Here is a 26230-nt window from a genome sequence, read left to right on the forward strand (position 1 = left end):
GTACGAATTGCCCTTTGAGGCCCGAATTGGCGCCAATGAAGGCGGGGCAAGTCACTTTGAGTGACAGTTTGTAACCTGACAGGGGAAAAAGATTACTTGGGCGGCGCCCTGCCCTGGGTTAGCCGCTCACCGAGGCAAGCAACTTCTGCAGCGTGCGCATGGTCGAGCCATCGGCCAGCCCGTCGACCAGACGGGGCCGGAAATGCCGTTGGAAGGCCTCGACGACAATCCGCGTCTGATGGTCGAAAACACCCGATATCTCGACACCATAGCCATAGAGCGTCAGCATAGACTGCAACGCCTCGACATCGGCACCGCTGTCGCCGGGCTTCAGCGCGGTCCCGCGCCTGATGGGTGCAGCAGGCACAAGATGGCCGACACCGGCCGCAAACAGGGCGGCCCAAGGGAACTTCTCGCCCGGATCGATCTTGCGGCCGGGTGCCACGTCGGAATGCGCCAGCACCCGCATGGCGGGGATCGCATGCCGCGCGGTAATTCCATTGCACAGGCCGATCACCGCCTCGATCTGGCGCCGAGGGAACCCGGGATAGCCCAGCGAATGGCCAGGATTGACGATCTCGATGCCCACCGAGCAGGAATTGATATCGGTGCGTCCGAACCAGGAACTCTTGCCGGCGTGCCAGGCGCGGTCGCTTTCCCGCACCATCTGCACGATGTGGCCACTCGCGTGGACGAGATAGTGCGATGAAACCTCGCTCGCCGGATCGCACAGCCAGGCTTCCGCTCCGGCCCCCGTGGGCATGCCAGTATAGTGCAGCACGATCATGTCGGGTTTCAGCGTATCGCGCCGTGGCCCGAAATTCGGCGACACCCTGACCTCGGCGCTCGGCTCGTCGGGCAGGAAGCCGCTCATACGTGCCGCAGGCCCCGCTCGATCATCTCATAGGCGGCGTTGATCGCCGCGACCCTGGTCGTGGCGATCTTGATGAATTCCTGCGGCAGGCCACGCGCGATCAGCCGGTCGGGATGGTTGTCGGAGACCAGCTTGCGGTAACGCTTCCTGACCTCCTCGAACGGCTTGCCGCGCTCGATGCCGAGCACGACATAGGGGTCGCCGGCGCCAAGATTGACGTGCCGGGCCAGGATCGACTCGTAATGGGCCTCGTCGATGCGGAAGATCTCGGCGATACGGTGCAGGAAGATGCCTTCGCGTTCATGCACCAGCCCATCGGCCTTGGCGATGTGGAACAGGCCGTCGAGTATGTCTTCCAGCATCACGCAATTGGAATGCCCGGAACCGCACAACTGCGCCATGCGCTCGGCATAGGTTTCGAAACCAGCCACGTCCCGCTGGGCGAGATCGAACAGCCGCGCAACGTTGCGCGTCTCCTTCGGCGGCACTTCGAATATTTCCTGGAAGGCGCGCACCTCATCCTGGGTGACGATGCCGTCTGCCTTGGCCATCTTGGCCGAGAGCGCGATCATCGCCACGGAAAAGGCGACGCGGCGGCGCAGGTCCGCATCGCCGGAAAAAACCGTGCGCACGGCCTCCACGACATCGGCAACGCCCGACGAGGCTGAAGACGATACCCGTGTGATAAACTCGCCGAGGCGGTCCCAAATCGACATGGCCCGCTTCATAGAACCAACCGGTCCCCGCTATCAAGCCAATAACAACCAGGGGCTCCTTGGTCGGTCCAGGTGGTTGCCTTTGCAAGAAAAGGCCGGCGAGACGCCGGCCCTTCCTCCCAAGACACTCTTACTGCTTTACAAACTACTGCGCGGGCGCAGGAGCAGGCGTTGCCGGAGCCGGCTCGGCAGGCTTGGTCGAATTGTCGGCCGGAGCCGCAGGCTTCATCGGCTGCTCAGCAGCCGGCGGATTGGTGCTCTGCGTTGTGGTGGTGTCAGTGCCCTTGCCGCTGTCGCTGCAGGCCGCGACGCCCAGCAGGGCAAGGGCGGACACGGAAGCCAGAATGAGCTTTTTCATAATATCTCTCCTTCAACACACGCTCACGTTGCGGTGAACGGTCGAAGAGGAAATGCGCGACACGGCCATGAGTTTCGTAACGTTGCGTTTCCGCGTGTAACATCAACGGGATGCGTTGCTGCCGCCGCATTGGCGCATTAACAACGAAAGCTGAAAACGAAAAATGCCGGAGACAGCCGCCATGGCCGCGAAATGGGATTTCTGGATCGACCGGGGCGGCACCTTCACGGATGTCATCGGCCGTGATCCGCAAGGGGGGCTGCATCCGCGCAAGCTTCTGTCGGAGAATCCCGAAGCCTATGCCGATGCGGCCATCCAGGGCATCCGCGACCTGCTCGGCGTTGATCCTGGCGCCGCGATCCCGTCCGGGCTGATCGGCGACATCAAGATGGGCACCACGGTCGCCACCAACGCGCTCCTGGAGCGCAAGGGCGACCGCGTGCTCCTGCTCATCACCAAGGGGTTTCGCGACGCGCTGAGGATCGCCTACCAGGCGCGGCCCGACATCTTTGCCAAGGAGATCATCCTTCCCGAGCAGCTCTATGAGCGCGTCATCGAGATCGACGAGCGCGTGCTCGCCGACGGCTGCGTCGAACAACTGCTCGACATCGCCGCTTGCCGGCCGGCGATCGAGCAGGCGAAGGCCGACGGCATCGATGCCGTCGCCATCGTCTTCATGCATGCCTGGAAATACCCCGATCACGAGAAGGCGGTGGCAAAGGTCTGCCGCAAGATCGGCTTCGCCCAAGTCTCGGTCAGCCATGAGGTCTCGCCGCTGATCAAGCTGGTCGGCCGCGGCGACACCACCGTGGTCGACGCCTATCTCTCGCCCATCCTGTCACGCTATGTGCAAAGGGTGGCGGGAGAACTGGGCGCGGCGAGAGACGGCGACCAGTCCCCTCGCCTGATGTTCATGATGTCGTCGGGCGGCCTCACCGCCGCCGACATGTTCCAGGGCAAGGACGCGCTGCTGTCGGGTCCGGCCGGCGGCGTCGTCGGCATGGTCGAGACGGCCAAGCTCGCGGGCTTCGGCAAGGTCATCGGCTTCGACATGGGCGGCACCTCCACCGACGTTGCCCACTATGATGGCGAGTACGAGCGCGCTTTCGATACCGAAGTCGCCGGCGTGCGCGTCCGCGCGCCGATGATGCGCATCCACACCGTCGCCGCCGGCGGCGGCTCGGTGCTGCATTACGAGGCTGGCCGTTTTCGCGCAGGGCCGGATTCAGCGGGCGCCAATCCCGGCCCCGCCGCCTACCGGCGCGGCGGCCCGCTCGCCGTCACCGACGCCAATGTGATGCTCGGCAAATTGCAGCCCGATTTCTTTCCGGCGATCTTCGGCCGCGGCCAGGACCAGCCGCTCGATGTCGAAACCGTGCGCTCAAGATTCGCGGCCCTCGCCGACCAGATCGGTGACGGCCGCTCGCCGGAAGCGGTTGCCGAAGGCTTCGTTACCATCGCCGTCGAGAACATGGCCAACGCCATCAAGAAGATTTCCGTGCAGCGCGGCTACGACGTCACCGAATATCTGCTCAACTGCTTCGGCGGGGCCGGCGGCCAGCACGCATGCCTGGTCGCCGATGCGCTCGGCATGGAAGCGGTGCTGATCCACCCCTTCTCCGGCCTGCTTTCGGCCTATGGCATCGGCCTGGCATCGGTCTTTGCCTCGCGCCAGCAGGCATTGCTCAAACCGCTTGCCGAGGAGTCCCGAACAGAGATCGCCGGCCTCATCGCCACCTTGAAAAAGGCCGTGATCGCCGAATTGGCCGCGCAAGGCATCGCCGAGGACACGGTTGCCGCAAAGCCCGTCCTGCACATCCGCTATGACGGCACCGACACGACACTGCCGGTGAATTTCGAAAGCGACTCGATTTTCCAGGCAAAGCGCGACTTCGAAATCGCCCACAAGGCGCAATTCGGCTTCGTCTATGACGACAAGCCGATGATCGTCGAGACGGTTGGCGTCGAAGGCAGCGAAATCGGCGACAGCAGCGCCGAGGCCTATGCGCCCGCCGGACCCGCACGGATTGAAGCCGGCGCTTCCGGAACGCGGCGCATCTACACCGAGGGCCAGTGGCATGAAGCCGGCATCCATCGTCGCGAGAACCTGCGCCCATCGAATCTGGTGGCCGGCCCCGCCCTTATCCTCGAACCGAACCAGACCATTGTCGTCGAACCGGGCTGGCAGGCCGAAATCACCAACCTCAACCATGTCGTGATCCGCCGCACGGAAAAGAAGGCGCGCGCCGCCGCCCTCGGCACATCAGCCGATCCGGTCATGCTCGAAGTCTTCAACAACCTGTTCATGTCGATCGCCGAGCAGATGGGTGTCACGCTGCAGAACACCGCCTATTCCGTCAACATCAAGGAAAGGCTGGATTTCTCCTGCGCCGTCTTCGACCATACAGGGGCGCTGGTCGCCAACGCGCCGCACATGCCGGTGCATCTGGGCTCGATGGACCGCTCGGTCGAAACCATCATCCGGCTGAACTCCGGCGACATCCACCCGGGCGACGTCTTTGCCTTGAACGCACCGTACAATGGCGGCACGCATCTGCCCGACATTACCGTGGTGACGCCGGTGTTCGACGACGCGCAGAAAGAGATCCTGTTCTGGGCGGCCTCGCGCGGCCACCACGCCGATATAGGCGGCACCGCCCCCGGCTCGATGACGCCGCTCGCCACCACGGTCGACGAGGAAGGCGTGCTGTTCGACAATTTCCGCATCGTCGACCGCGGCAAATTCCGCGAAAAAGAGCTGCATGCGCTGCTCACCGACCATCGTTACCCGGCCCGCAACCCGCACCAGAACATTGCCGACCTCAAGGCGCAGATCGCCGCCAATGAGAAAGGCGTCGCCGAACTGCGCAAGATGGTCGCGCATTTCGGCCTCAATGTCGTCGAGGCCTATATGGGCCACGTCCAGGACAATGCGGCCGAGAGCGTGCGGCGGGTGATCGAACGGTTGCCCGACACATCGGCCTATGAATATCCCACGGACACCGGCCAGGTGATCAAGGTGAAGATATCGGTCGACCGGCAAAAGCGCGAAGCGACGGTCGACTTCACTGGCACATCGCCTGTCATGAAGAACAATTTCAACGCGCCGGAGCCGGTGGCCCGCGCCGCGGTCCTCTATGCCTTCCGTGTCATGGTCGAGGACATGATCCCGATGAATGCCGGGTGTCTGCGGCCCATCAACATCGTCATTCCCGACGGTTGCATGCTGAAGCCCGCCTATCCCGCCGCCGTCGTTGCCGGCAATGTCGAGACCTCGCAGCACGTCACCAACGCGCTGTTCGGCGCCATGGGCGCGATGGCCAATGCGCAGGGGACGATGAACAACCTGACCTTCGGCAACAAGAAGTACCAGTATTACGAGACGATCTGCTCCGGCTCACCGGCCGGCCATATGAACTCCGGCCGCGGCTTTGCCGGCACCTCCGGCGTGCACACCCACATGACCAATTCTCGCCTCACCGATCCCGAAGTGCTGGAACTGCGCTTTCCCGTGGTGCTGGAGGATTTCCACATCCGTAAGGGATCCGGCGGCAAGGGTAAATGGAGCGCCGGCGATGGCACCAAACGCAGCATCCGCTTTCTCGAGAAGATGGAATGCGCGATCCTGTCCTCGCACCGCAACCGCCCACCGCAGGGGCTGGACGGCGGCGGCGACGGCGAGGTCGGCTCGACCAAGATCCGCCGCAAGGACGGGGCGATCGAGATGCTGAAGGCCTGCGATCAGACCGTGCTCGAGGCCGGCGATGCAGTGATCCTGATGACGCCGACGCCGGGGGGCTTTGGCAAGCTGTAAAGAACACGTCAACAGGCTGTCACCGGCCTGTCATGACGCTGCGCTACCCGCTTGCGGCAAAGCAAATGGGGAATCACTTTGCCATGACGGACGTCTCCTCGGATCTGGTTTTTCGCCGCGGCAAGGAAGTTGGAAAGGCCGTCTACCAGAACCGCGCGCTTTCCAAAGCCGGCATCTCCGAGCGGCTGTTCGCCTTCCTGTTCTCCGGCCTCGTCTATCCGCAGATCTGGGAAGACCCCGATGTCGACATGGAGGCCATGCAGCTTGGTGAGGGCCATCGCATCGTCACCATCGCTTCCGGCGGCTGCAACATCCTGGCCTACCTCACCCGATCGCCGGCACGGATCGACGCCGTCGACCTCAACGCCGCCCATATCGCGCTGAACCGTATGAAGCTGGAGGCGGTGCGCCGTCTGCCATCGCAGGGCGACCTGTTCCGCTTCTTCGGCGCCGCCGACACCAGCCACAATTCGCAAGCCTATGACCGTTTCATCGCGCCGCATCTCGATCCGGTCAGCCGCCACTATTGGGAACGCTGCAACTGGCGTGGTCGCCGCCGCATCGGTGTTTTCGACCGCAATTTCTACCAGACCGGCCTGCTCGGCCTGTTCATCGCCATGGGCCACCGCACGGCGAAGTTCTTCGGCGTCAATCCGGCCCGCATGATGGAAGCTGGGAATATCGCCGAGCAGCGCCGCTTCTTCAACGAGGAACTGGCCCCGGTCTTCGACAAGAAGCTCTTGAAATGGGCGACCTCGCGCAAGGCTTCGCTGTTTGGCCTCGGCATTCCGCCGGCGCAGTACGATTCGCTGATCACATCGGGCGACGGCACGATGGCCAGCGTTCTGAAGGCCCGGTTGGAAAAGCTCGCCTGCGATTTTCCCCTGGAAAATAATTATTTCGCCTGGCAGGCCTTTGCCCGCCGCTATCCAAATCCCGGTGAGGCCGCCCTGCCCGCCTATCTGGAAAAGCAGAACTACGACACCATTCGCGGCAATATCGACCGCGTCGCCATCCACCATGCCAATCTGATCGAGTTCCTCGCCGGCAAGGACGCGGGCACCGTCGACCGCTTCATCCTGCTCGATGCGCAGGACTGGATGACCGATGACCAGCTCAACGCGCTGTGGTCGGAAATCAGCCGCACCGCCTCCGCAGGCGCTCGCGTCATCTTCCGCACCGCCGCCGAGCCCAGCCTGCTGCCGGGCCGCGTCTCGACCTCGCTGCTCGACCAGTGGGACTATCAGGACGAGGCCTCACGCGAATTCTCGACCCGCGACCGCTCCGCCATTTATGGCGGCTTCCACCTCTACGTGAAGCGCGCCGCATGAGCACGACCGAGCTGCCGGTCAGCCCGGCATTCAAGGCCAATCATGCCGAGCTGATGGACGGGGTCTACCACTGGCAGCGCCACATCTACGACCTGACCCGCAAATACTATCTGCTCGGCCGCGACCGGCTGATCGATGGGCTTGAGGTGCCACAAGGCGGCACCGTGCTGGAACTCGGCTGCGGCACCGGTCGCAACATCATCCTGGCCGCCCGTCGCTATCCTGATGCCCGCTTCTTCGGCCTCGATATCTCGGCCGAGATGCTGGAGACGGCCGGCAAGGCGATCGACCGCGAAGGCCTGTCCGGCCGCGTCACGCTGGCAAGAGGCGACGCCACCGATTTCGATGCGGGCTCCCTTTACGGCATCGAGCGCTTCGACCGGGTCTTCGTCTCCTATTCGCTGTCGATGATCCCAGGCTGGGAAAAGACGGTGTCGGCGGCACTCGCCGCGCTATCCCCCGACGGCTCGCTGCACATCGTCGATTTCGGCCAGCAGGAAGGCCTGCCGGGCTGGTTCCGGACCTTGCTGCGCGGTTGGCTCAGAAAATTCCACGTCACGCCGCGTGAATCGCTGCGCGAAGTTCTGGAATCGGAATCTCGGCGAACCGGCGCAACCTTCCGTTTTTGCACGCTTTATCGCGGTTATGCCTGGTTTGGCGTGATTGGACCGCGCAACTAGCTAATGCAGCGCCTTCACCAGCGCCCCCACCATCGTCTGTGGGCGATAACCGACCTTGGCCGGTGTCAGCCCCAGCCGCACGATCACCAGCTGCTCCGACGGAATGATCGCTACGGTCTGGCCGTCATGCCCCTCCATCCAATAGGTGTCCTTGGGCAGGCCTGCCGCGACGCCGGCCCCGGGATTTTCCTCATCGCCGGGCGCCTCGATCCACAACTGGCCCTTGCCGTAGACTTTCGAGGCAGGCGCCGGCTCGCGCATCCAGTCGACGAAGCCCGTCGGCAGGACCTGGTTGCCGTTCCACACGCCGCCCTGCAGCAGGAACTGGCCGAAGCGCGCCCAGTCATGCGCCGTGGCGTAGAGATAGGACGAACCGACGAAGGTGCCCTGCTCGTCGGTTTCAAGCACGGCGCTGTGCATGCCGAGCGGCCCGAACAGCGCCGTGCGCGGCCATGTCAGCGCCTTCGCCTTGTCGCCGATCGCGTCCTGCCAGAGCCGCGACAGCATCACCGCCGTGCCGCTCGAATAGGAGAACACCTTGCCGACCTCGCCTGCCAGCGGCTTTGATTCGGCAAAGCCCGCCATGTCGGGCTCGAGATAGAGCATGCGCGTTACGTCGGCGACGTCGCCATAGTCCTCGTTGAACTCCAGACCGCTCGACATCGCCATCATGTCGGCAAGGCTGATCGCCGCGCGGCCGTCCGCCTTCCACGGCGCGAACAGGCCCTTGTTGTCGACGGCCATCTTGCCGTCCTTGACCAGCGTGCCGACGATGGCGGCATTCACCGTCTTGGTCATCGACCAGCCGAGCAGCGGCGTCTTGGCCGAAAAGCCGTCGCCATAGCGCTCGGCGACGACGCGGCCGTTCTTGACCACGACCACCGCGCGCATGCCCGAACCGGTCAGCGCCGCATCGTCGAGCAGCTTGGCAATCACCGGATCCTGCGATGCCTCGACCCGCTCGCCTTCGGGCCACAGCGTATCCCGGCTGGTTGGCGAAGGCTCGACATGGACCGTCGTACGCCGCGCCTTGCCGACATCGCCGTCGGGGATCGAGGCGCAGCCCAGCCCATCGCGCGACACCGCCTCGCTCTTGCCGAGGAAGCCCAGCAGGCCCGCCGAAACGGTGCCCCGGTTCTTGTCGACCGAGACCCGCATCAGCCGCAGCAGCGGGTGGCCGGGCGCCTGCACGTCGACGGCAAGCACTTCGTTGGCATCGCGCCCGGCAATAAAGACGTTGGAGCAGACGATCTTGGCCGAATAGCCGGAACCGACGCGGATCAGTTCTGGCGGCGCGATGTAGAGCCAGGCAAACAGCCCGGCGACCGCCATAACGATCAGGCCAAGCAGCCATCTGACGATCTTGACGACGAACCGCATTCCGCTTCCTCCCGGACTTTCGCCGGCCCCTTATGTCATCGAATTGCCGCCATTGCTTCCGCAAAATCAGGGCACTTGTCGAGCGCCGTCAACGGATTCTCAACCATGATCGGCGATCACAGGAGGCATGTCGCCCGAAAGTGCGCTGCGGTTTTGGGACCACGACATGCACAAAAAGGGATAGACTGGGCGATGCTGTGGGGCGATCGCCCGGAGGGGCTCGACCAATCGTCGGCCATCGGTTCACAGACCCATCAGCGACCGGCTGTTTCCGGCTTGGAAGTTGTGATGCGCCGTCTTGCGGCCCTTTTCATGCTGACGCTGCTTGGCGCCTGCTCGACCGTGGACGATCTGTCGCCGCTGTCGCCGTCCGGGTCCAGCAGCCCGACGGTCGCCGTACGCGCGCCGCGCTTCGAGGATTCCAAGCCGCATGAATGGGACAGCGGCGCGCCGTGGAACTATGCCGTTCACGGCACCGATGTCTCCAAATACCAGACCTCGGTTGACTGGCCGACCGCCAAGGCGAGCGGCATTTCCTTCGCCTTCATCAAGGCCACCGAAGGCGGCGACCGCTTCGACGAGTATTTCAACGAGCACTGGGCGCGCACGAAAGCCGCCGGCGTTCCGCGCGCGGCCTATCATTTCTTCTATTTCTGCACTCCGGCTGCCCAGCAGGCGCGCTGGTTCATCCAGAACGTTCCCGTCGACCGCTCCGCCATGCCGCCGGTTCTCGACATGGAATGGAACCCCAAATCGCCGACCTGCCGGCTGCGTCCCGACGCCGCCACGGTGCGCGCGGAGATGACCACCTTCCTCCAGATCGTCGAGCGCCATTACGGTAAGAAACCGATCATCTACACCTCTGTCGACTTCTTCGACGACAACGAGCTGTCGAGCTTCCGCGGCTACCCCTACTGGCTGCGCTCGGTCGCCGGCCACCCGCGCGAAAAATACGGCAGCCACCCCTTCACCTTCTGGCAGTACACCGGAACCGGCATCGTTCCCGGCATGACCGGCAAATCAGACATCAACGTCTTCAACGGCTCGGAAGCCGCATGGAACAAGTGGTTGCGGCAGAACACCCGTTGACACCGGGCCTGCCGCCTGCTTTTCGACACAGCCAGCGGTAAAGAGTGCAACCGCCGGTAATTCGGGCATTGGGTTTCCAGCCAAGCACGACAATGCCCTCTTCGTTTCGAAAGGAAGCTGATGCGACTGCGTTCCCAAGCCCTCGCGGCGCTATTCCTGTGCGCCACGGCCTTGCCGGCGATGGCGCAGGAATGCGGCGGCGACTTCGAAACCTGGAAACAGGGCGTGGCGGCGGAAGCCAAGGCGGCCGGTGTCGGCGCCGTGGGTCTCGATGCGCTGGAAGATGCCACCTTTGACGAGCGGGCGCTGGCGCGCGACCGCGCGCAGGGCGTCTTCACCCAGACCTTCATCGAGTTCTCCAACCGCATGATTTCGGCCTATCGGCTGAAGCAAGGTGCGGCGAACATGAAGAAATACGCCGATGTCTTCGCCCGCGCCGATCAGCAGTTCGGCGTGCAGGCGCCGGTCATCACCGCCTTCTGGGCGCTGGAAACCGATTTCGGCGCCGTGCAGGGCGATTTCCACACGCTGAGCGCGCTGGTGACGCTTTCGCATGATTGCCGCCGCCCGCAACTGTTCCGCCAGCAGCTTGTGCCGCTTCTGGAGCTGATCGATCGCGGCGTGCTGCCGGCCGACGTCAAGGGCGCCTGGGCCGGCGAGATCGGCCAGACGCAGATCCTGCCTTCGGACTATCTGGCCCGGGGCGTCGACGGCGACGGCGATGGCAAGATCGACCTGCGCAACAGCGTGCCCGACGTGATCATGACCACGGCCAACAAGGTACTGTCGCGCGGCTGGAAGCGCGACGAACCCTGGATTCAGGAAGTGCGGGTGCCCGACGACATGCCCTGGGATCAGACCGGGCGCACCAACAAATTGCCGCTGACGCAGTGGGCGCAGTGGGGCGTCACCAATCCCGACGGCTCGCCGCTCGTCGACAAGGGGCTGAAGGCCGGCCTGGCGCTGCCCATGGGCCGCAAGGGCCCGGCCTTCCTCACCTATGACAATTTCGATGTCTATCTCGAATGGAACCAGTCGTTCACCTATGCGCTGACCGCGGCCAATCTGGCCGCGCGGCTCGCAGGCGCGCCGCCGCTTGATCCGCGCACCCCGGACCAAGGCCTCAACAACGAGCAGATGAAGGCGCTGCAGACCAAGCTCGAGGCCCGGGGATACGACGTCGGCACGGTCGACGGCATTCTGGGCACCAACACCCGCGAAGCGATCCGCAAGGAGCAGATGCGGCTTGGCCTGCCGGTGGACGGCTGGCCGACACCGGAGCTTTTGGCGAAGCTGTGAGGGGCCGCCATTCTTGAGGCCCTCGCTACCGGCTAGCGCCTGCTCTCCTCGCCCGCACGAAATCGATGAACGCCCGCAAGGCTGGCGGCATGTCGCCCTTCGGCAGGATAGGCGCGCCGCGCGACGTTGCCGATATCGCGGTCTTCCTGGCCAGCGACGAGGCCCGCTGGCTGACCGGCGAGAACATCCAGGCTGGCGGTGGAGTGGCGTAGGGATAGGCAGTAGGCAGTAGGCAGTAGGCAGTGGGCAAATACCAAAGGTGACATTGAAAGCGCCAGTATAACAAACGATCCCTACCCCCTAGTCTGCCATCGTCTCCAAACTCGCAAAGCCTTGCGGCGCATCGCCTTCGTCGAACGGCGTCGTCACCTCGACGAACGTATCGGGATAGAACCCGTTGAAGCGTGTGCGTAGCGACAGCGAATAGGCGCCGATATGGCCAATTTCGATCCAGTCGCCGGTGTCGACGGTTTCCGGCAGCCAGAAAGGCCTGGACAGGATGTCGACGGAATCGCAGGTCGCGCCGCAGACCTTGAACGGCACGATGTTCTTTTCAGCGCCATTGCGGGTCCTGATCGCCGGATCAGGAATGAAGCGCGCCGGCAGCGTGATCTTGCCGGTCCATGAATCCGATAGCGACGCCCAGATGCCGTCATTGATGTAGAGCCGCTTGCCCTTGCGCAACAGCACGCGCACGATCAGCGACAGGCAACGCGCCACGATCACCCTGCCCGGCTCGGCCACCAGCGGGATCTGGTCGAACTGATATTCCTTCAAGTCGCCGGAGAGCCGCGACATGATCTGGCCGAGCGACGGCATCTCGATCTGCTTGCGGTTCGGATCATGGCCGTATTCGGCCGGAAAGCCGCCGCCGACATCGAGGCCGGCGATGTCGAAGGTCAACCGGTTGCGCACCCAGTCGGCCGAAGCCAGCGCCCGCTCATAGGTGTCGGGATCCTCGATCTGGCTGCCGACATGGAAACACAGGCCGACCTTGTAGCCCGTGCGGTTCAGCCGCTCGGCGAGTTCTACCGCATAGGCCGGCCCGGCTCCGAATTTCTTCGACAGTTCGTAGGCCGCCGACCCTTTCGTCTGGATGCGCACGAATACGCTGATCGAGCCGGGGTCGATGTCGAGCGCCCGCACCACCCGCGTCAGCTTGGTGATCTCGTCCTCATGGTCTAGCGAAATGACGCGGATGCCGTATTTCTCCAGCGCCAGCTTGATGTCCGACTGCGCCTTGACCGGGTGCATGTAGAGCATCTCGGCATCGGCAGAGACGGCGCGCACGGCAGCGAATTCGCCGGGCGAAGCGACGTCGAAGGCGTTGACGCCGGCCTCGACCAAGGTCTTCAGCACGATCTGCTCGCCATTGGTCTTGACCGCATAGGCGGTCTTGCCGGGGAACATGCCCATGAACTGCCTGGCATCGGCCTTCAGCACCTGCGGGCGGAAGCAATAGACCGGATCGTCAGGACGAAGCGCCAGTGCCGCCTCGCGGGCATTCTCGAATCGCTGCATTGACGAATCCTCGATCTCGGCTGCGCACAATTAATCCAAGCTAGCGGCCAATGAAAACAATTCTGTGTCTCGTGCACCTGACGCCGCGGCGCTAATCTTCGGCGACATCGCTTGCCATCGATCAGGTTTCGGGTGGCGCTTGTCGCCAGACCCGATATGCCCGTGTCTGGCCGGCTGACATTCGAGCCGGCATGTCGGGGGAGGACGATCCACATGGCAATTGCCGCCACATCGGCGTCGCGCGGACCGATGACGCTTACCGACTGGGGGCAGTTGCTGCTGCTTGGCGCCATCTGGGGCGGTTCGTTCTTCTTCGCCCGCATCGCGGTGGCGGAGCTTCACCCTCTGGTGCTGGTGCTGTTTCGCGTCGCCATCGCGGCAATCGCGCTGCAGATCTATCTCGGCCTGCGCGGCCCATCCTTCCGCCTTGCCTTTCCGCATGCCGGCCTGTTCTTCCTGCTGGCCTTCACCAACAATGTCGTCCCCTTCTCGCTGATCTTCGCCGGCCAGACCGAGCTTGGCGCCGGCGTCGCCTCGGTGCTCAACGCGACGACGCCGTTCTGGACGCTGATCCTTGCCAACGCGCTGACATCGGACGAGAAGCTCTCCTGGAACAAGCTCGCCGGCATCGGGCTCGGCGTCGCCGGCACCGCTGTCATGATCGGTCCCGGCGTGCTTGCCGGGCTTGGCGGCCCGGTATGGGCCAAATTCGCGCTGATCGGCGCGTCTTTGTCCTATGGCGTCGCGCTGATGGTCGCCCGCCGCTTCAAGGGCGTGCCCTCGCCGGTCATCGCCACCGGGCAGTTGACCGCCTCGACCATCATCATGATACCGGTCGTGCTGCTGGCGCACGGCCCGGCCGGCCTGTTCTCGGCCTCGCCGCCAGTCTGGGCGGCGGTGCTGGCACTGGCGCTGTTGTCCACCGCCTTCGCCTACGTCCTCTATTTCAACCTCGTCGCCTCGGCCGGTGCCACCAACGCCTCGCTGGTCACGTTGATCGTGCCGGCCAGCGCCATGCTGCTCGGTTTCCTTTTCCTGGGCGAGCGGCTGGAACTGTTCGAGATCGGCGGCGTGGTGCTGATCGGCCTCGGTCTTCTCACAATCGACGGACGTGTCCTTGGAAGGCGTTAGGCGCGAAAATCGAAGTCGATTTTCGCGGCGGTAGCGCTGCCATGACACAGCATCGACACGTCGCCGCCACAATTTATTCACAGGTCTGAAGCGGGTTTTTGCCGAGAAGTTTCAACGGCTAACGGCAAAATCGGAGTCGCAAATTTCACAATCACGTCGCAATGCAGCACATTTTCCGCTTGCCTGTGGCACAAATGGACCTAGACTCTTAGGCATAGCTCTTTAAGAGGAGGCTATGTCATGGGACTTACGAGGCCAATCAACGCATTGATGATTTGTGCTGCGTTTGCTTTCATCGGCGCCCTCATTATGGGCGTCCTTCCCTGAACCCGCCAAAACGGGGAAGACCAGCACCAGATAGTCTAAACAATTCGAAAGGCCGGGTTTTTACCCGGCCTTTTGCTGTTCAGCGCTGCCTCATGCAGCAGCCGAGCCCGCCACCTCCGCCTCATGCGAGCGGATGCCGATCATGTGGCAGATGGCGAAGACGAGGTCGGCGCGGTTCATTGTGTAGAAGTGGAAGTCGCCCACCCCGCGTTCGACCAGGTCGAGAACCTGTTCGGCGGCGACGGCGGATGCCACCAGCGCATGGGTCTGCGGGTCGTTCTGCAGGCCGTCGAAGCGCTCGGCCAGCCATGCCGGCACCAGCGCGCCGCAGCGCGCCGAGAAATTGGCGACCTGGGTGAAATTATGCACCGGCAGGATGCCGGGAACGATCGGGATGTAGATGCCGGCCCGGCGCGCGCGCTCGACATAGCGCTCGTAGAGATCGTTGTCGAAGAAGAACTGGGTGATCGCCCGCGTCGCGCCATTGTCGACCTTGCGCTTCAGCATGTCGATATCGGTGGCGAAGTCGGGGCTTTCCGGATGCTTCTCCGGATAGGCCGAAACCGAAATGTCGAAATCGCCAGCGTCCTTCAGAGCTCCGACCAGCTCGGCACCATTGGCATAGCCGTCCGGGTGCGGACGGTAAGCGGTTCCAACGCCCGCGGCCGGATCGCCGCGCAGGGCGACGAAGCGCTTGACGCCCATATCGGCGAATTCCTGGATCACCGCGTCGACCTGATGGCGGGCGGCATCGACGCAGGTCATGTGCGCGGCCGGCGTCAGGCTGGTCTCGTTCAGGATGCGGCAGACGGTGCGCGCCGTGCGCTCACGCGTCGAGCCGCCGGCGCCATAGGTCACCGAGACGAATTTCGGCTTCAGCGGCTCCAGCCTTGTGACCGTGTCCCACAGCCGCGCCTCCATCTCGTCATTCTTGGGCGGGAAGAATTCGAAGGAAACCTTGACCTTGTCGCCAATGTCGGGGCGGCGGGAAAAGCGGAACTGGTTCATCAGGCGATTTCCCCTATCGAATTCACTTTGGTCTGCTGGCTGTCGTTGGCAGGGTCGGCGATCAGCAGGCGCCTATCGCGGCCAAGCCAGAGTTTGACGGTGAGCCTGGGCTCGCTGCCGCCGCGCGGCTCGAATTCCTGGGCATCCTCGAGATCGAGGCCGGCCTCGGCAAACCATTCGCCGATCTGCCGGTCCGAAAAGCCGAGGCGCATATGTGCGTGCTCTTCGCGCAGGAATTCCAGCGTGTGCGGCGCGAAGTCGACGATGACCAGCCGGCCCGACGGGCGCAAAAGCCGCGCCGCCTCGTGGATGGCGCGGGCCGGATCGTCGAGATAGTGCAGCACCTGGTGGATGGTGACGAGATCGAAGGCATCGCGCTCGACCGGCGGCGAGAAGATATCGCCCTGCCGCACCTGCGCATTGGAAACGCCGGCCTTGTCGAGATTGGCGCGCGCCACGGTCAGCATCTCGCGCGACATGTCGATGCCGACACCGCGCCGGTAGAGCGGCGAGAAGATTTCGAGCAGCCGCCCGGTGCCGGTGCCGAGATCCAGCATCGACTGGAACGGCCGCTTGCCGACCAGCTTCAGCATCGCCGCCTCGACCGCGCGGTCCGGCACATGCAGCGAGCGGATATGGTCCCAGCTTGCGGCATTCACCGAAAAATACTCCGCCGCCCGGTCCTGCCGCTTGCGCTTGACCGAGGCCAGCCGCTCGAGATCGCGCTCGACCTGCGGATCGGCGCCGCGAATGCTGGAAACCAGGCTCATGACGAAGTCACGCGCGGAATCGGCATCCGATAGGCGGAAGAACGCCCATGACCCTTCCTGGTAGCGGTCGATCAGCCCGGCCTCGAGAAGCAGCTTCAAATGCCGCGAAACGCGCGGCTGCGACTGGCCGAGAATTTCGGTAAGATCGGAAACGGTGAGGTCGCCACGCGACAACAGTGCCAATATGCGCAGGCGGCTGGATTCGGCCGCCGCCTTCAGCGTATCCACCATGGTGTCGAGCGAAACATGCATCAGCGTATTCTCTTTTCAGCGCATTCACTTTGAAAAAGATATAAACATATGTTTATGTCGATTTTCAAAACCTTGCAAGCGCTATGTCGCTTCCGGACAAGAAAATGCCGCATGCGTGATTTTCCGGTGGGCGCCGCCCAAAAATGTGTAGCGGTCTTCTGACAATGGCAGCCAGCAGCACGGAGATGAGCAAAATGACCGGGCCGCGCGAAATGTTCGAGGCACGCGAAGGCGAGCAGAAGCTGGAACAGGATCCGGCAACGATGCCGGCGGATGCCGGAATCGTCTTCATCGGCCGCATCGCCTCGCCTTGGGTAACGCGGGAAAGCTGCCCGAAAAACATGCGCACGGCGCGCGAGACCGGGCAGCCGGCGATGCTGACCATCGACGCGCCCTATCGTGAAGGCCTGCGCGGGCTGGAGCGCGCCAGCCATGTCATCATCCTGTCCTGGCTGCATCACGCGCCGCGGAATCTGATTGTGCAAAAACCTCGCCATGCGGCTGAAGCGAAAGGCGTATTCGGCCTGCGCTCCCCTGCCCGGCCGAACCCGGTCGGCCTGCATGTGGCAAGGCTCATCGGATTGGACATCGCCACCGGGCGCCTCGATCTCGACGCCATCGACGTGCTCGACGGCACGCCGGTCATCGACATCAAGCCCTACTTCGCCTCGACCGACGCCATGCCAGAGGCGATCGTCGAAGGACGCGATGACCGATGACAGCACCGACCGGCCGCCGCCGCGCCATCGCCAAGGCGCTGACCGCCCTTCTGCCGCTGGCGCCCTATGCCGACATGGAGAAGATCCGCGCCGACGCCGGCGCAGTGCATATGAAGACCTTGCCGCCGGGCATTGCCGTGTGGCTGGCGACGATCGCCCACATCCGCCACATGCACACCGACTACGAAAAGCTGCTGGCCGAGGGTTATGACCGCGACTCCGCCCGCTTCTTCGTCATCGAGCAGACCAACATCGTGCTCACCCGCTGGCGCGCGACACGCCTGCTCGACGCCGACGACGAAGAGGAATGAGGCGGCTATTGTCTGGTCAGCACGGCGATCGCATTGTAGGGTTGGCCGTCGGCCTGGCCGACCCAGGTCCAGGACAGGTTTCCCTTGAAAAACCGGACGGTGATGTCGCCACCGTCGATGCACTTCTCCTGGCCGTAGGTGATGCTCTCATGGAATTCCGCCGATGTCTCGTCCCTCGACGTCTGCGACAGCGATCCGCCGCAGCCGAGTGACGGATAATCGATCGACGCGCCGTCATCCCTGATCGTCATGGCGATCGACCAGTCGGCGCCGGCGTCCCCCGCCGGGCTCTGGTGGCCACTGCCGACCCAGGTGCCCGTCAGCGTCTGCGCCGGCGCATTCACCGTGCAAGGCAGGTTCTGGAAGATCGGCGTCAGTTCGCTGCCGGTCTTCTCGCAGCGATAGGTCTGGCCGTTCTGGCAGAGTTCGTCACCTTGTTTCACGCACTGCGCGCTGACCTCGCCCGCGCCGGCGAAAATCATCATGGTCGCGATGACCGTCCCAAGCCTGCCCATATCCCCTCCCACTCCAAGCCACCTATCATACGGCAATTCCAATCCGGTGTATCGGCTGGACCGTTATGGAGGACGAACAGCGCCCGGACGGCTGGCACTATGGCTCCTCTCCCGGGCCGGTAGGCTGATGGCCCGCCCCACACACGAGGAGGCCCCGATGGACCAGACGACGGCAACAAAGGCTTCAAGGCCGCTGCCCACGGTCGGCGCCCGCCACGTCGACCCGCATTCCTATCCCGATGGCATCGCCTTCCTCGACGGCCAGTATCTGCCGATGTCGCAGGCCAAGGTGTCGGTGCTGGATTGGGGGTTCCTGCATTCCGACGCCACTTATGACACGGTGCATGTCTGGAACGGCCGCTTCTTCCGCCTCGACCTGCATCTCGACCGCTTCTTCGGCGGGCTGGAAAAGCTGCGCATGACCATCCCCTTCGACAGGGACAGCGTGGCCGAGATCCTGCACAATTGCGTCGCCCTTTCGGGCCATCGTGCCGCCTATGTCGAAATGCTGTGCACGCGCGGCGCCTCGCCGACCTTCAGCCGCGATCCGCGCCAGGCGATCAACCGCTTCATGGCCTTCGCCGTGCCCTTGGCTCGGTCGCCAATGCCGAGCAGTTGCAGCGCGGCCTGCGCGTCGCCATCAGCGACAAGGTGCGCATCCCGCCGACTTCGGTCGATCCGTCGATCAAGAACTACCACTGGCTCGATCTGGTGCGCGGCCTCTACGACGCCTATGACCGCGGTGCGGAGACCGCGCTCATCCTCGACTTCAACGGCAATGTCGCCGAAGGTCCGGGCTTCAACGTCTTCTGCGTCAAGGATGGCAAACTGTCGACGCCGGCCATCGGCGTGCTGCCTGGCATCACCCGCCGCACCGTCTTCGATCTCTGCGCCGAAGACGGTCTTGTCGCCGCCGCCGCCGATGTCAGCGTTGCAGCGCTCAAGGCGGCCGACGAGGTCTTCATCACCTCGACCGCGGGCGGCATCATGCCGGTGACTGAGATCGATGGCGCTGCGATCGCCGACGGCAAGGTCGGGCCTGTTACCGGCCGGCTGATGGTGCTCTACTGGCAAAAGCACGACGATCCGGCCTGGTCGTCTCAGGTGAGTTATCCCTGATCAAAGGGCGTCTTGTTCAAAAAAGATCCCCCTCGCCTCTGGAAAATCACGGGATAGGCCGTATATGCCCGAAAGCGGAGAAGCCTCCGCTTTTATCCAAGATTGCGCCCGCACGGGCAAGGATTCCACATCATGACAAACAAGGTTTGGTTCATCACCGGATCGTCGAAGGGTTTTGGCCGCGTCTGGGCCGAGGCCGCATTGGCGCGCGGCGACCGCGTTGCCGCGACCGCCCGTGACGCCGGCACGCTCGCCGATCTGGTCGAGAAATATGGCGACAACATTGCCGCGATCAAGCTCGACGTCACCGACAAGAAAGCCGTCGATGCCGCTGTCGCCGAGGCGCACAAGCGCTTTGGCCGGCTCGACGTCGTCATCAACAATGCCGGCTACGGCCATTTCGGCGCCATCGAAGAGGTCAGCGAGCAAGAAGCCCGCGACCAGATCGAAACCAATGTGTTCGGCGCTCTGTGGGTCACGCAGGCCGTGCTGCCGATCATGCGGGCGCAGCGGTCCGGCCACATCATCCAGATCTCGTCGATCGGCGGCGTCAACGCCTTTGCCTCGCTCGGCCTCTACCATGCCTCGAAATGGGCGCTGGAAGCCTTCAGCCAGTCGCTCAGCATCGAGGTCGCGGAATTCGGCATCCATGTCACGCTGGTCGAGCCGGGCGGCTTCTCCACCGACTGGTCCGGCGCCTCAGCCAAGGTCTCCAAGCCGATCGAAGCCTATGCGCCCGCCCGCGCCAAGATGGCCGAGCGCCGCGCCAATTCGGTCGCCGGCGATCCCGAGGCGACCGGCCCGGCGATGCTGGCCATCGTCGATGCTGCCGAGCCGCCGCTGCGCGTGTTCTTCGGCGATGGCGGCCTGCCGATGATCCGCCAGGAATACGCCAACCGCCTCGCCACCTGGGACAAATGGGACCACGTGTCCGTCATGGCGCAAGGCGCCAACAAGAACCGCAAGGGCTGACGCTCCAGCATTTTGCTACGCCGCTCATCAGCGGCGTAGCCCTTCGGTCACGATGAGAACGGGCGGCTATGCCTGATAAATCCACTGCTCCGGCACCCGCGCCGAAATCTCTTCGCCGACCCTGATCGTTCCGGGCTTCTCGACCCAGGCGACCACGCCACGCAGCCGCTTGGCCACCTTGGGAAAGAGCAGCGCGCCGGCCTCGATGTCGGCCATATCAGCATTTTCGGCGATCGATCGCCCGGCGATGCGGCATGGTCCGTTCTGGGCATCGATCTTGAGGGTCACGCCATCCTTGAAGAACAGCAGCGTGCCGGCCGGCAGCATCGACAGATGCGGCACGCCTTCGATCACCAGATTGGCGCCGATCCATTCCGGCTTGATCTCGGGAAGGCCCATCCGCCCGGCGACGATGGCCAGTTCGTCCGCGGCCACGATCGACAGCTGCCGCTCGTTGCGCATTTCGGTGCCGCGCGGATACCAGGGTTCGCGCCCGCCCGACCGCCGCGTCGATCCGGCATGGAAATCGCCCGAAATGCCGTCGAAGCCGAGCCGCAATTCCTCCACCGGTCGCGTCTGGAAATGATCCGCCGGCGCGACAAAGAGCGCTGCGGCGCGAGCGGAAAGCTTCTTCGCCGGAATGATTTCGACCGGCTTCTCGGCTTCGGGGAAGAGATCCATGATGGCGTTCCGTCCTTGAATCATGCTCCCCGTTTTTGCTCTTCGGGCGGCAAGGCCGCAAGGGCGGTTTGGGCCATAATGCGCAACTCTTCGGCCGACGCGCCGTCCCGCGCCTGGATCGACATGCCGTTCATGACGCCGGCGATATATTTGGCGAAGCTCTCGACGGAGAAGCCTTCCGGCAGATCGCTCGCCGCTTGGCCTTTGGCCAGACGCTCCGCGATCGCCGCTTCGCTCGCCTTGCGATAGGCCTTGAGTTCATCCGCGATGGCTCGCGCCTGCGGCGAGGCCGCCAGGGCACCGCTGACAAAAAGGCATCCGCCCGGCTTGCCGGGCCTGGAATAGGCCTCCGCCGCGCCCTGCAGCAACCGCCGGATCGCCTCGCGCGTCGGTACCGGCGCGCTCAGCGCATCCAGCGCAAAGCCGATCTCCGTCTCGTGGTAGCGCGTCAGCGCCTTGCGGAACAAGGTCTCCTTGTCGGTGAAGGCGTTGTAGATCTGCGGCGGCGTCAGCCCCATCGCCTCGCGCAGCATGGCCAGCGACGTCGCCTCATAGCCATGCTCCCAAAACAGATGCATCGCCGCATCCAGCGCCCGGTCGGGGTCGAACGTGCGGGGACGACCACCCCTAGCCTTTTCCAAGTTATCCATAGTGATCGATACGAAACCTATTGACTCGCTCGTTTCACATAACGTAACAATTGATACGAAACATGGCAAGCCGGAAGACGATCTTCCGGCAAGGCCGTGCAGCCCGAGGACAAGGAGAGACCAATGCCCATCACCGTGACCGCGCCGGAAGGCGTCCTGACAGAGGCCGGAGAGCGCGAGATCCTGCCGCGCCTCAGCGCCGCCCTCATCGAAGCTTCCGGCGCCACCGGCAATGCCTTCTTCACCGCGATCGTCGGCGGCACTGTCCACATCCTGCCGCTGCGCCATATCTATGCCGGCGGCGCCAACAGGCCCGTCGTGATGGTGGAGTTGAAATTGCCCAATATCGGCCTTGGCTCGATCGAGACCCGCAACGCCTTCATCACCGCGGCCGCCGGAATTGTCGCCGAACTCTGCGTGCCCGGGCACAAGCCGGAAAATACCTGGATCAACATCGTCAACGCGCCTGACGGCGGCTGGGGCATCGGCGACAGGCAATTTACCGGCGACGCGCTCATCGCCGCCGCCACCGCCGCTGCGCATTGATCTGATAGGGAAGATGTGATGCGGCTCTCCCCTTCGCTCTTCTTCACCACCAATTGCGAGCCGGCACTGGCTTTCTACGAACAGTGCGGCCTTGGCCGGGGAACGATCCTGCTGCGCTGGGGCGATAACGGCATGCCGGTGCGGACCGAAACCATGCGCGGAAAAATCCTGCATGCGCGCTTCGAAGGTCCGGGCGTGCTGTTTTATGCCTCCGACAATGACGATGCGGAGCCGATGAATGGCTCCGCCATGATGCTGGAATTCCACGAGCTGGTGGCCATGCGCGCGCTTTTTGCCCGCATGGCCGCCGGCGGCCGCATCACCGTGCCGCTGGCACGGCAATATTGGGGAACCAGCTTCGGCATGCTGGTCGACGCCTATGGCGTGCAGTGGATGTTCAGTTGCTCGGGTCAATGAAGGCGAAGGATCACGATCTTCTTACCGGAAATGGAATTGGTGCCGCATTGCCGCCGCGTCGGATCGCTTTCATGTTGGCGAGACACTGCGGAGGTTCTCATGCGACCGGCGACGGCAATCGCGCTGCTTTGGCTCGTCTGGGTGGTCACCTGGATTGCGGCCGCCATGTGGGCTGATCCGGCTAGAAAACGCGCCACCATCGGCGCGGAGGTCCGTTATCGAGTGTTCTGGCTGGCCGGCACCGTCCTGCTGTTCGTCCCGGCGCACGGCTATGAGGGCAGGTTGAGATTGTGGACACCAAGCCTCGCCGAGGCCTGGGCTTGCATTGCCCTGATCGCCATCGGCCTCATCTTCTCGTGGTGGGCGCGTATTCATTTGGGCAGGCTGTGGTCGGCCTCGGTCACTGCCAAGGCAGACCACCGCGTGGTCGATACCGGTCCATACGGCCTCGTCCGCCACCCGATCTACACAGGATTGCTGCTGGCGCTCCTCGCCACCATGCTCGCGAAAGGCACTGTGTGGGGCATTGCAGGTGTCGCACTGCTCACCATCGGCATCGTCATGAAGGCAAAACTCGAGGAGCGCTTCTTGCGCGGCGAACTTGGCCCCGCCTATGACGACTACGCGCGGCGGGTGCCGATGCTGGTTCCCTTTACGCCGGCCTGACACGCCAAGGTGCGGCGAACGCCCGCTCAGCTCGATTTCCCCGCCGCGCTGCCTTGCCGAAAATGGTCGACGGCACCGTCGATTTGAACCCAATCATGCTTCGACTGTTCGAAGATCGACCGGACGGGCGGCGGATAGTTCGGGTTGGCAAGCGCACCAACCGCGACACCGATCAGCGATGGCAGCCTGTCGGCTTTCCAATAGACCGTCGAGCCGCAGGCGGGACAGAAGTGGTTGTGCACCTTGCCGCCGCTCGTGGTATCGCGCGTGAATTCTTTCGCGGTTCCAGAGATGGCGACAGCGTCAGCCGGATAAAAGGCGCCGACGCCGAAGGGCGCGCCGGTTCGGCGCTGGCAATCGAGACAGTGGCAGGCGACAACCAGTTTTGATGGTCCTGTCAGCGTCAGCGTGAGGGCACCGCAGCTGCATCGTGCATCGACCATTGGAACTCTCCTTTCTGAAACGAGTTCGCGTTGATTCAAGCCGCCCCCGACACGGGCGTGTCGAGGGTCGGTCCAGGCTGAACGGGAATGTAGGACGGGCGCGCAGCGGCCCCCATGAGGACGAAAGTCCGAATGGCCCTTTCGGGCCAGCGTCACCGCGACATTGCCTAGAGCATCCGGATGAGCGCGCCACCTATCGAATACCCCGCGCCAAAGGCGCAGATCAAGCCGAAATCACCGGGCTTCATGTCGGCATGGTTCTCCGACAGCGCGACGATGGCGCCGGCGCCCGCCGTGTTGCCCAGCCGCTCCAGCACCATCGGCGCGCGATCGTGATCGACATCGTGGCCGAACGACAGCTTCAGGATCATCGCATTCATGCGCGCATTTGCCTGATGCAGCCAGAAGCGCCGGATCGCCTGCGGCGTCAGCCCATGCTCGGCCAGGAACTCGACGATGAATTTCTGGCCGGCGACGGTGACTTCCTTGAACACCTTGTTGCCGACCTGTTTGATCAGGTTGCCTTCCAGATTGATCATGTAGGGATCATCCTGGGCGGTGCGGGTGTGGTAGCCGAGATTGGTGCGGATGTTGTTCGACATCTGCGTCCACAGCCGCGTATCCAGCACCTCGAAACGCCCCGGCCGCTTGTCGCCCTGGGCAAGCCCCTCAACCACCATCGACACCGAAGCGTCGCCGAAGATGAAATGCGTCTGCCGGTCGCGGAAATTGAGATGGCCGGTGATGATTTCCGGCGTGGTCACCAGGATGCGCTTGTGCGCGCCAGAGCGCACGAGATTGACCGCCATGTGCAGGGCGGCCGCCGCGGACGAACAGCCGAGCCCCATGTCGAAACCGGCGCCGGTGGTGCCGAGCGCCTCCTGCATTTCGATGGCGATCGCCGGATAGGGGCGCTGGTGGTGCGAGGCCGAGCAGATGATCAGGTCGATCTGGGACGGTTCAACGCCGGCATGGTCGAGCGCCTTCCTGGCCGAGGCAATGCCGAACTCGGCCTCCAGCGACAGCGCATCGTCGGGCCGCGCGGGAATGCGCGGCGTCATGCGGGTCGGGTCGAGAATGCCTTCGCGCTCGATGACATGACGGGATTTCACGCCCGAGGCATGGACGATGAAGTCGCTGTCGGATTTCTGCAGCATAGGCTCGCCAGTACCCTGGCGGCRCACATTCTCCGTGTCGACCCAGCTGTTGAAGCTCTCGACCAGTTCTTCATTCGTGATGACAGCTTCAGGAATTTCAGCGCCAATGCCGCTGATGATGACGCGATGCATGTTTCAGTCCGTCCCATCCGCAGGCGTTGCGGCTTCATGTGGGCGCCGAAACGCTTCGGCGCAACACTTTTCTCATCCGGCCGGTTTACGCCGGCTTAAACTAAGGATTCGGGCCGGCTTGAACCAGGATTTCACCAGGCGCACAGCTTGGTGTTTGTCTGCGGGTTGTTCCAGCAGGCGCCGTCGTCACGGCTGCGCACGAACTGCCCCGCCAGCGGCACGTTGCGGCGACCGAGATTGACATAGCCATAGGCAAAGCCCGGCCCGTCGATCTCCAGCACATAGGTCGGGTAACCCGGCGCCGCTATCCGGAAACTGCCGGCATCATCGATCGCGCGGTAGCTGCACGGGAAATACCCATCATCCGACGTGAAGCAGCGCGCCCGCTTGGCTTGCGCCGAAACCGAGAACGCCAGAAGTGCCGCCGCGCAAACGCCGCCGCCATAGAGCAACCTTTTCAAACTCATCATTTCCCCCTGCCACGCGGCCATCATGGCCCCACGCGATAAATTGGGCATGACGGCGAAACCGGGTCAAGCCACGGCAATCGGCTGCAGGCGAAGTGGATAATTCTTTCCTAGCCGTCCCGCTTGGCGACAATGAAGATACGCGGGAAGCGCAGCAGCACCTTGCCATTCGCCATTCTGGGATAGGCCTTTTTGACCTTGGCCGTGTAATTGTCCAGGAACATCTTGCGCTCGTCGGCGTCCAGCGGATCGAGGAAGGGCTTCAGCCCGGTCGACTTCACCCATTCGACGATCGCCTCGGCGTCGGCCAGCGGATGGTTGTAGGCCGTATGCCAGATATCCAGCCGATCGGTGAGCGGCGACAACAGGTCATAATAGAACGACACGGGCGGCAACGGTCCGCGCGCCGCGCCCTTGAGCTTGTCGGCGAACGGCATTTCGGCGGCGGTTTCCCGCATCATCTGATGCGAAGGCTCAAGCAGGTTGTCCGGCATCTGGACGGCCAGCGCGCCACCAGGCGCCAGAAAGCCCATCAGCCGCTGGAACACCGCCGGATGCGTGGGCAGCCACTGGAACACCGCGTTGGCGAAGATCACATTGACCGGTTCGGCCGGCTGCCATGTCGCCGCGTCCGCCAGGTCGAAGCTGACATTGGGCAGGCGCGCCCTCGCCTTCTCGATCATGTCGGGCGAGGTGTCGAAGCCTATCACCTGCGCATCCGGCCAGCGCTCGACCAGAAGCTCGGTCGAATTGCCCGGCCCGCAGCCTATGTCGACGACCCGGCGCGGGAAGTCGACCGGCACTTGCGCGACAAGGTCACGCGCCGGCCGCGTGCGCTCATCTTCGAATTTCAGATATTGGGCGGCGGACCAGTCAGCCATTTGA

Annotated in this window: 26 protein-coding genes and 2 pseudogenes; 14 read left to right on the forward strand and 14 right to left on the reverse strand. The window is 63.7% G+C overall.

All coding sequences use genetic code 11. From position 1 onward, the window contains the following. Positions 1 to 118: 118 nt before the first annotated feature. From AB4Z43_RS03695 to AB4Z43_RS03705, 3 genes are all read right to left on the reverse strand, one after another. Entirely contained in the window at positions 119 to 874 is a 756-nt protein-coding gene (locus AB4Z43_RS03695; protein ID WP_019859103.1) for a peptidoglycan recognition protein family protein, read from the reverse strand. Beyond that, positions 871 to 1590, reverse strand: coding sequence for a J domain-containing protein (locus AB4Z43_RS03700; protein WP_027047025.1), 720 nt, complete (start codon positions 1588 to 1590; stop codon positions 871 to 873). Before AB4Z43_RS03700 ends, AB4Z43_RS03695 begins: the two co-directional genes overlap by 4 nt. Before the next feature lie 145 nt (positions 1591 to 1735). Then, the gene (locus AB4Z43_RS03705) at positions 1736 to 1948 is read right to left on the reverse strand and encodes a hypothetical protein (protein ID WP_019859105.1); all 213 of its coding nucleotides are present in this window, start codon (positions 1946 to 1948) and stop codon (positions 1736 to 1738) included. A gap of 181 nt (positions 1949 to 2129) precedes the next feature. Here AB4Z43_RS03705 and AB4Z43_RS03710 point away from each other — a divergent pair, with 181 nt between their 5' ends. Genes AB4Z43_RS03710 through AB4Z43_RS03720 form a run of 3 tightly spaced genes read left to right on the forward strand, consistent with a single transcriptional unit; the run spans position 2130 to position 7773 of the window. Continuing rightward, positions 2130 to 5762, forward strand: coding sequence for a hydantoinase B/oxoprolinase family protein (locus AB4Z43_RS03710; RefSeq protein ID WP_441936160.1), 3633 nt, complete (start codon positions 2130 to 2132; stop codon positions 5760 to 5762). Positions 5763 to 5794: 32 nt separating this feature from the next. Continuing rightward, on the forward strand, positions 5795 to 7093 hold the full coding sequence (locus tag AB4Z43_RS03715) for a DUF3419 family protein (protein ID WP_064983792.1): 1299 nt from the start codon (positions 5795 to 5797) through the stop codon (positions 7091 to 7093). Beyond that, on the forward strand, positions 7090 to 7773 hold the full coding sequence (locus AB4Z43_RS03720) for a class I SAM-dependent methyltransferase (protein ID WP_202359665.1): 684 nt from the start codon (positions 7090 to 7092) through the stop codon (positions 7771 to 7773). Before AB4Z43_RS03715 ends, AB4Z43_RS03720 begins: the two co-directional genes overlap by 4 nt. Here the strand turns inward: AB4Z43_RS03720 and AB4Z43_RS03725 are convergent, their stop codons facing one another. Next, the gene (locus AB4Z43_RS03725; protein WP_069092487.1) at positions 7774 to 9153 is read right to left on the reverse strand and encodes a serine hydrolase domain-containing protein; all 1380 of its coding nucleotides are present in this window, start codon (positions 9151 to 9153) and stop codon (positions 7774 to 7776) included. It abuts the gene before it with no gap. 288 nt (positions 9154 to 9441) lie between these two features. Between AB4Z43_RS03725 and AB4Z43_RS03730 the strand changes: the two genes are divergently transcribed. From AB4Z43_RS03730 to AB4Z43_RS03740, 3 genes and pseudogenes are all read left to right on the forward strand, one after another. Further along, entirely contained in the window at positions 9442 to 10242 is an 801-nt protein-coding gene (locus AB4Z43_RS03730) for a glycoside hydrolase family 25 protein (RefSeq protein ID WP_027047027.1), read from the forward strand. Positions 10243 to 10362: 120 nt separating this feature from the next. Then, positions 10363 to 11541, forward strand: coding sequence for a lytic murein transglycosylase (locus AB4Z43_RS03735; protein ID WP_019859115.1), 1179 nt, complete (start codon positions 10363 to 10365; stop codon positions 11539 to 11541). An 80-nt stretch (positions 11542 to 11621) separates the two neighbouring features. Next, positions 11622 to 11753, forward strand: a pseudogene (locus AB4Z43_RS03740) (SDR family oxidoreductase); the annotation flags it as partial. 88 nt (positions 11754 to 11841) lie between these two features. Here AB4Z43_RS03740 and AB4Z43_RS03745 read toward each other — a convergent pair. Beyond that, on the reverse strand, positions 11842 to 13062 hold the full coding sequence (locus AB4Z43_RS03745) for an alanine racemase (RefSeq protein WP_019859118.1): 1221 nt from the start codon (positions 13060 to 13062) through the stop codon (positions 11842 to 11844). Between the two features lie 213 nt (positions 13063 to 13275). On the opposite strand from AB4Z43_RS03745, the gene AB4Z43_RS03750 reads away from it, so the two are divergent. Beyond that, the gene (locus AB4Z43_RS03750) at positions 13276 to 14193 is read left to right on the forward strand and encodes a DMT family transporter (protein ID WP_069092490.1); all 918 of its coding nucleotides are present in this window, start codon (positions 13276 to 13278) and stop codon (positions 14191 to 14193) included. A 417-nt stretch (positions 14194 to 14610) separates the two neighbouring features. Here AB4Z43_RS03750 and metF read toward each other — a convergent pair whose 3' ends face one another. Together metF and AB4Z43_RS03760 are read right to left on the reverse strand one after the other, a co-directional pair. Further along, positions 14611 to 15528, reverse strand: coding sequence for a methylenetetrahydrofolate reductase [NAD(P)H] (gene metF, locus AB4Z43_RS03755; RefSeq protein ID WP_019859120.1), 918 nt, complete (start codon positions 15526 to 15528; stop codon positions 14611 to 14613). Next, positions 15528 to 16550 (reverse strand): ArsR/SmtB family transcription factor, encoded by a 1023-nt coding sequence (locus AB4Z43_RS03760; protein ID WP_441935958.1) that lies wholly within the window; start codon positions 16548 to 16550, stop codon positions 15528 to 15530. The genes metF and AB4Z43_RS03760 overlap by 1 nt, the downstream gene beginning before the upstream one ends. A gap of 194 nt (positions 16551 to 16744) precedes the next feature. On the opposite strand from AB4Z43_RS03760, the gene tsaA reads away from it, so the two are divergent. Together tsaA and AB4Z43_RS03770 are read left to right on the forward strand one after the other, a co-directional pair. Continuing rightward, entirely contained in the window at positions 16745 to 17269 is a 525-nt protein-coding gene (gene tsaA, locus AB4Z43_RS03765; RefSeq protein WP_441935960.1) for a tRNA (N6-threonylcarbamoyladenosine(37)-N6)-methyltransferase TrmO, read from the forward strand. After that, positions 17266 to 17580 (forward strand): DUF2293 domain-containing protein, encoded by a 315-nt coding sequence (locus AB4Z43_RS03770; protein WP_115144289.1) that lies wholly within the window; start codon positions 17266 to 17268, stop codon positions 17578 to 17580. The genes tsaA and AB4Z43_RS03770 overlap by 4 nt, the downstream gene beginning before the upstream one ends. A gap of 5 nt (positions 17581 to 17585) precedes the next feature. Here the strand turns inward: AB4Z43_RS03770 and AB4Z43_RS03775 are convergent, their stop codons facing one another. Beyond that, positions 17586 to 18095: a hypothetical protein gene (locus AB4Z43_RS03775; RefSeq protein ID WP_441935962.1), complete on the reverse strand. Its 510-nt coding sequence runs from the start codon at positions 18093 to 18095 to the stop codon at positions 17586 to 17588. A gap of 157 nt (positions 18096 to 18252) precedes the next feature. Between AB4Z43_RS03775 and AB4Z43_RS03780 the strand changes: the two are divergent. Both AB4Z43_RS03780 and AB4Z43_RS03785 read left to right on the forward strand, forming a co-directional pair. After that, positions 18253 to 19214 (forward strand): annotated as a pseudogene (locus AB4Z43_RS03780) (D-amino acid aminotransferase). A 132-nt stretch (positions 19215 to 19346) separates the two neighbouring features. After that, positions 19347 to 20186, forward strand: a complete 840-nt coding sequence (locus AB4Z43_RS03785; RefSeq protein WP_038647761.1) for an SDR family oxidoreductase — start codon at positions 19347 to 19349, stop codon at positions 20184 to 20186. 66 nt (positions 20187 to 20252) lie between these two features. Here the strand turns inward: AB4Z43_RS03785 and AB4Z43_RS03790 are convergent, their stop codons facing one another. Together AB4Z43_RS03790 and AB4Z43_RS03795 are read right to left on the reverse strand one after the other, a co-directional pair. Beyond that, positions 20253 to 20891 carry an MOSC domain-containing protein gene (locus AB4Z43_RS03790; RefSeq protein ID WP_202359656.1) on the reverse strand — a complete coding sequence of 213 codons (639 nt, stop codon included), beginning with the start codon at positions 20889 to 20891 and terminating at the stop codon, positions 20253 to 20255. Continuing rightward, on the reverse strand, positions 20888 to 21445 hold the full coding sequence (locus tag AB4Z43_RS03795; protein WP_274609641.1) for a TetR/AcrR family transcriptional regulator: 558 nt from the start codon (positions 21443 to 21445) through the stop codon (positions 20888 to 20890). Before AB4Z43_RS03795 ends, AB4Z43_RS03790 begins: the two co-directional genes overlap by 4 nt. A gap of 195 nt (positions 21446 to 21640) precedes the next feature. On the opposite strand from AB4Z43_RS03795, the gene AB4Z43_RS03800 reads away from it, so the two are divergent. From AB4Z43_RS03800 to AB4Z43_RS03810, 3 genes are all read left to right on the forward strand, one after another. After that, complete coding sequence (locus AB4Z43_RS03800) at positions 21641 to 22063, forward strand: hypothetical protein (protein WP_441935965.1); 423 nt, start codon at positions 21641 to 21643, stop codon at positions 22061 to 22063. 18 nt (positions 22064 to 22081) lie between these two features. Continuing rightward, a complete protein-coding gene (locus AB4Z43_RS03805; protein WP_441935967.1) occupies positions 22082 to 22480 on the forward strand; it encodes a VOC family protein in 399 nt (132 codons plus the stop codon). Between the two features lie 99 nt (positions 22481 to 22579). Next, positions 22580 to 23146: a methyltransferase family protein gene (locus AB4Z43_RS03810; protein ID WP_441935969.1), complete on the forward strand. Its 567-nt coding sequence runs from the start codon at positions 22580 to 22582 to the stop codon at positions 23144 to 23146. Positions 23147 to 23172: 26 nt separating this feature from the next. Here AB4Z43_RS03810 and AB4Z43_RS03815 read toward each other — a convergent pair whose 3' ends face one another. From AB4Z43_RS03815 to tam, 4 genes are all read right to left on the reverse strand, one after another. After that, positions 23173 to 23589 (reverse strand): GFA family protein, encoded by a 417-nt coding sequence (locus AB4Z43_RS03815; RefSeq protein WP_441936162.1) that lies wholly within the window; start codon positions 23587 to 23589, stop codon positions 23173 to 23175. 167 nt (positions 23590 to 23756) lie between these two features. Beyond that, positions 23757 to 24878: a beta-ketoacyl-ACP synthase III gene (locus AB4Z43_RS03820; protein WP_441935971.1), complete on the reverse strand. Its 1122-nt coding sequence runs from the start codon at positions 24876 to 24878 to the stop codon at positions 23757 to 23759. A gap of 131 nt (positions 24879 to 25009) precedes the next feature. Then, positions 25010 to 25345 (reverse strand): hypothetical protein, encoded by a 336-nt coding sequence (locus AB4Z43_RS03825; protein WP_244748123.1) that lies wholly within the window; start codon positions 25343 to 25345, stop codon positions 25010 to 25012. Between the two features lie 110 nt (positions 25346 to 25455). Then, positions 25456 to 26226 (reverse strand): trans-aconitate 2-methyltransferase, encoded by a 771-nt coding sequence (gene tam / locus AB4Z43_RS03830; RefSeq protein WP_441935973.1) that lies wholly within the window; start codon positions 26224 to 26226, stop codon positions 25456 to 25458. Between the last annotated feature and the right edge of the window lie 4 nt (positions 26227 to 26230).

Source organism: Mesorhizobium sp. 2RAF45, from assembly GCF_052115225.1.
In the GTDB taxonomy this organism is placed as follows: Bacteria; Pseudomonadota; Alphaproteobacteria; order Rhizobiales; family Rhizobiaceae; genus Mesorhizobium; species Mesorhizobium jarvisii.

Bases quoted from the DNA above. Each gene is read 5' to 3' on its own strand.
- AB4Z43_RS03695 (WP_019859103.1), bottom strand. From the start codon at position 874: ATGAGCGGCTTCCTGCCCGACGAGCCGAGCGCCGAGGTCAGGGTGTCG.
- AB4Z43_RS03700 (WP_027047025.1), bottom strand. From the start codon at position 1,590: ATGTCGATTTGGGACCGCCTCGGCGAGTTTATCACACGGGTATCGTCT.
- AB4Z43_RS03705 (WP_019859105.1), bottom strand. From the start codon at position 1,948: ATGAAAAAGCTCATTCTGGCTTCCGTGTCCGCCCTTGCCCTGCTGGGC.
- AB4Z43_RS03710 (WP_441936160.1), top strand. From the start codon at position 2,130: ATGGCCGCGAAATGGGATTTCTGGATCGACCGGGGCGGCACCTTCACG.
- AB4Z43_RS03715 (WP_064983792.1), top strand. From the start codon at position 5,795: ATGACGCTGCGCTACCCGCTTGCGGCAAAGCAAATGGGGAATCACTTT.
- AB4Z43_RS03720 (WP_202359665.1), top strand. From the start codon at position 7,090: ATGAGCACGACCGAGCTGCCGGTCAGCCCGGCATTCAAGGCCAATCAT.
- AB4Z43_RS03725 (WP_069092487.1), bottom strand. From the start codon at position 9,153: ATGCGGTTCGTCGTCAAGATCGTCAGATGGCTGCTTGGCCTGATCGTT.
- AB4Z43_RS03730 (WP_027047027.1), top strand. From the start codon at position 9,442: ATGCGCCGTCTTGCGGCCCTTTTCATGCTGACGCTGCTTGGCGCCTGC.
- AB4Z43_RS03735 (WP_019859115.1), top strand. From the start codon at position 10,363: ATGCGACTGCGTTCCCAAGCCCTCGCGGCGCTATTCCTGTGCGCCACG.
- AB4Z43_RS03745 (WP_019859118.1), bottom strand. From the start codon at position 13,062: ATGCAGCGATTCGAGAATGCCCGCGAGGCGGCACTGGCGCTTCGTCCT.
- AB4Z43_RS03750 (WP_069092490.1), top strand. From the start codon at position 13,276: ATGGCAATTGCCGCCACATCGGCGTCGCGCGGACCGATGACGCTTACC.
- metF (WP_019859120.1), bottom strand. From the start codon at position 15,528: ATGAACCAGTTCCGCTTTTCCCGCCGCCCCGACATTGGCGACAAGGTC.
- AB4Z43_RS03760 (WP_441935958.1), bottom strand. From the start codon at position 16,550: ATGCATGTTTCGCTCGACACCATGGTGGATACGCTGAAGGCGGCGGCC.
- tsaA (WP_441935960.1), top strand. From the start codon at position 16,745: ATGACCGGGCCGCGCGAAATGTTCGAGGCACGCGAAGGCGAGCAGAAG.
- AB4Z43_RS03770 (WP_115144289.1), top strand. From the start codon at position 17,266: ATGACAGCACCGACCGGCCGCCGCCGCGCCATCGCCAAGGCGCTGACC.
- AB4Z43_RS03775 (WP_441935962.1), bottom strand. From the start codon at position 18,095: ATGGGCAGGCTTGGGACGGTCATCGCGACCATGATGATTTTCGCCGGC.
- AB4Z43_RS03785 (WP_038647761.1), top strand. From the start codon at position 19,347: ATGACAAACAAGGTTTGGTTCATCACCGGATCGTCGAAGGGTTTTGGC.
- AB4Z43_RS03790 (WP_202359656.1), bottom strand. From the start codon at position 20,891: ATGATTCAAGGACGGAACGCCATCATGGATCTCTTCCCCGAAGCCGAG.
- AB4Z43_RS03795 (WP_274609641.1), bottom strand. From the start codon at position 21,445: ATGCATCTGTTTTGGGAGCATGGCTATGAGGCGACGTCGCTGGCCATG.
- AB4Z43_RS03800 (WP_441935965.1), top strand. From the start codon at position 21,641: ATGCCCATCACCGTGACCGCGCCGGAAGGCGTCCTGACAGAGGCCGGA.
- AB4Z43_RS03805 (WP_441935967.1), top strand. From the start codon at position 22,082: ATGCGGCTCTCCCCTTCGCTCTTCTTCACCACCAATTGCGAGCCGGCA.
- AB4Z43_RS03810 (WP_441935969.1), top strand. From the start codon at position 22,580: ATGCGACCGGCGACGGCAATCGCGCTGCTTTGGCTCGTCTGGGTGGTC.
- AB4Z43_RS03815 (WP_441936162.1), bottom strand. From the start codon at position 23,589: ATGGTCGATGCACGATGCAGCTGCGGTGCCCTCACGCTGACGCTGACA.
- AB4Z43_RS03825 (WP_244748123.1), bottom strand. From the start codon at position 25,345: ATGAGTTTGAAAAGGTTGCTCTATGGCGGCGGCGTTTGCGCGGCGGCA.
- tam (WP_441935973.1), bottom strand. From the start codon at position 26,226: ATGGCTGACTGGTCCGCCGCCCAATATCTGAAATTCGAAGATGAGCGC.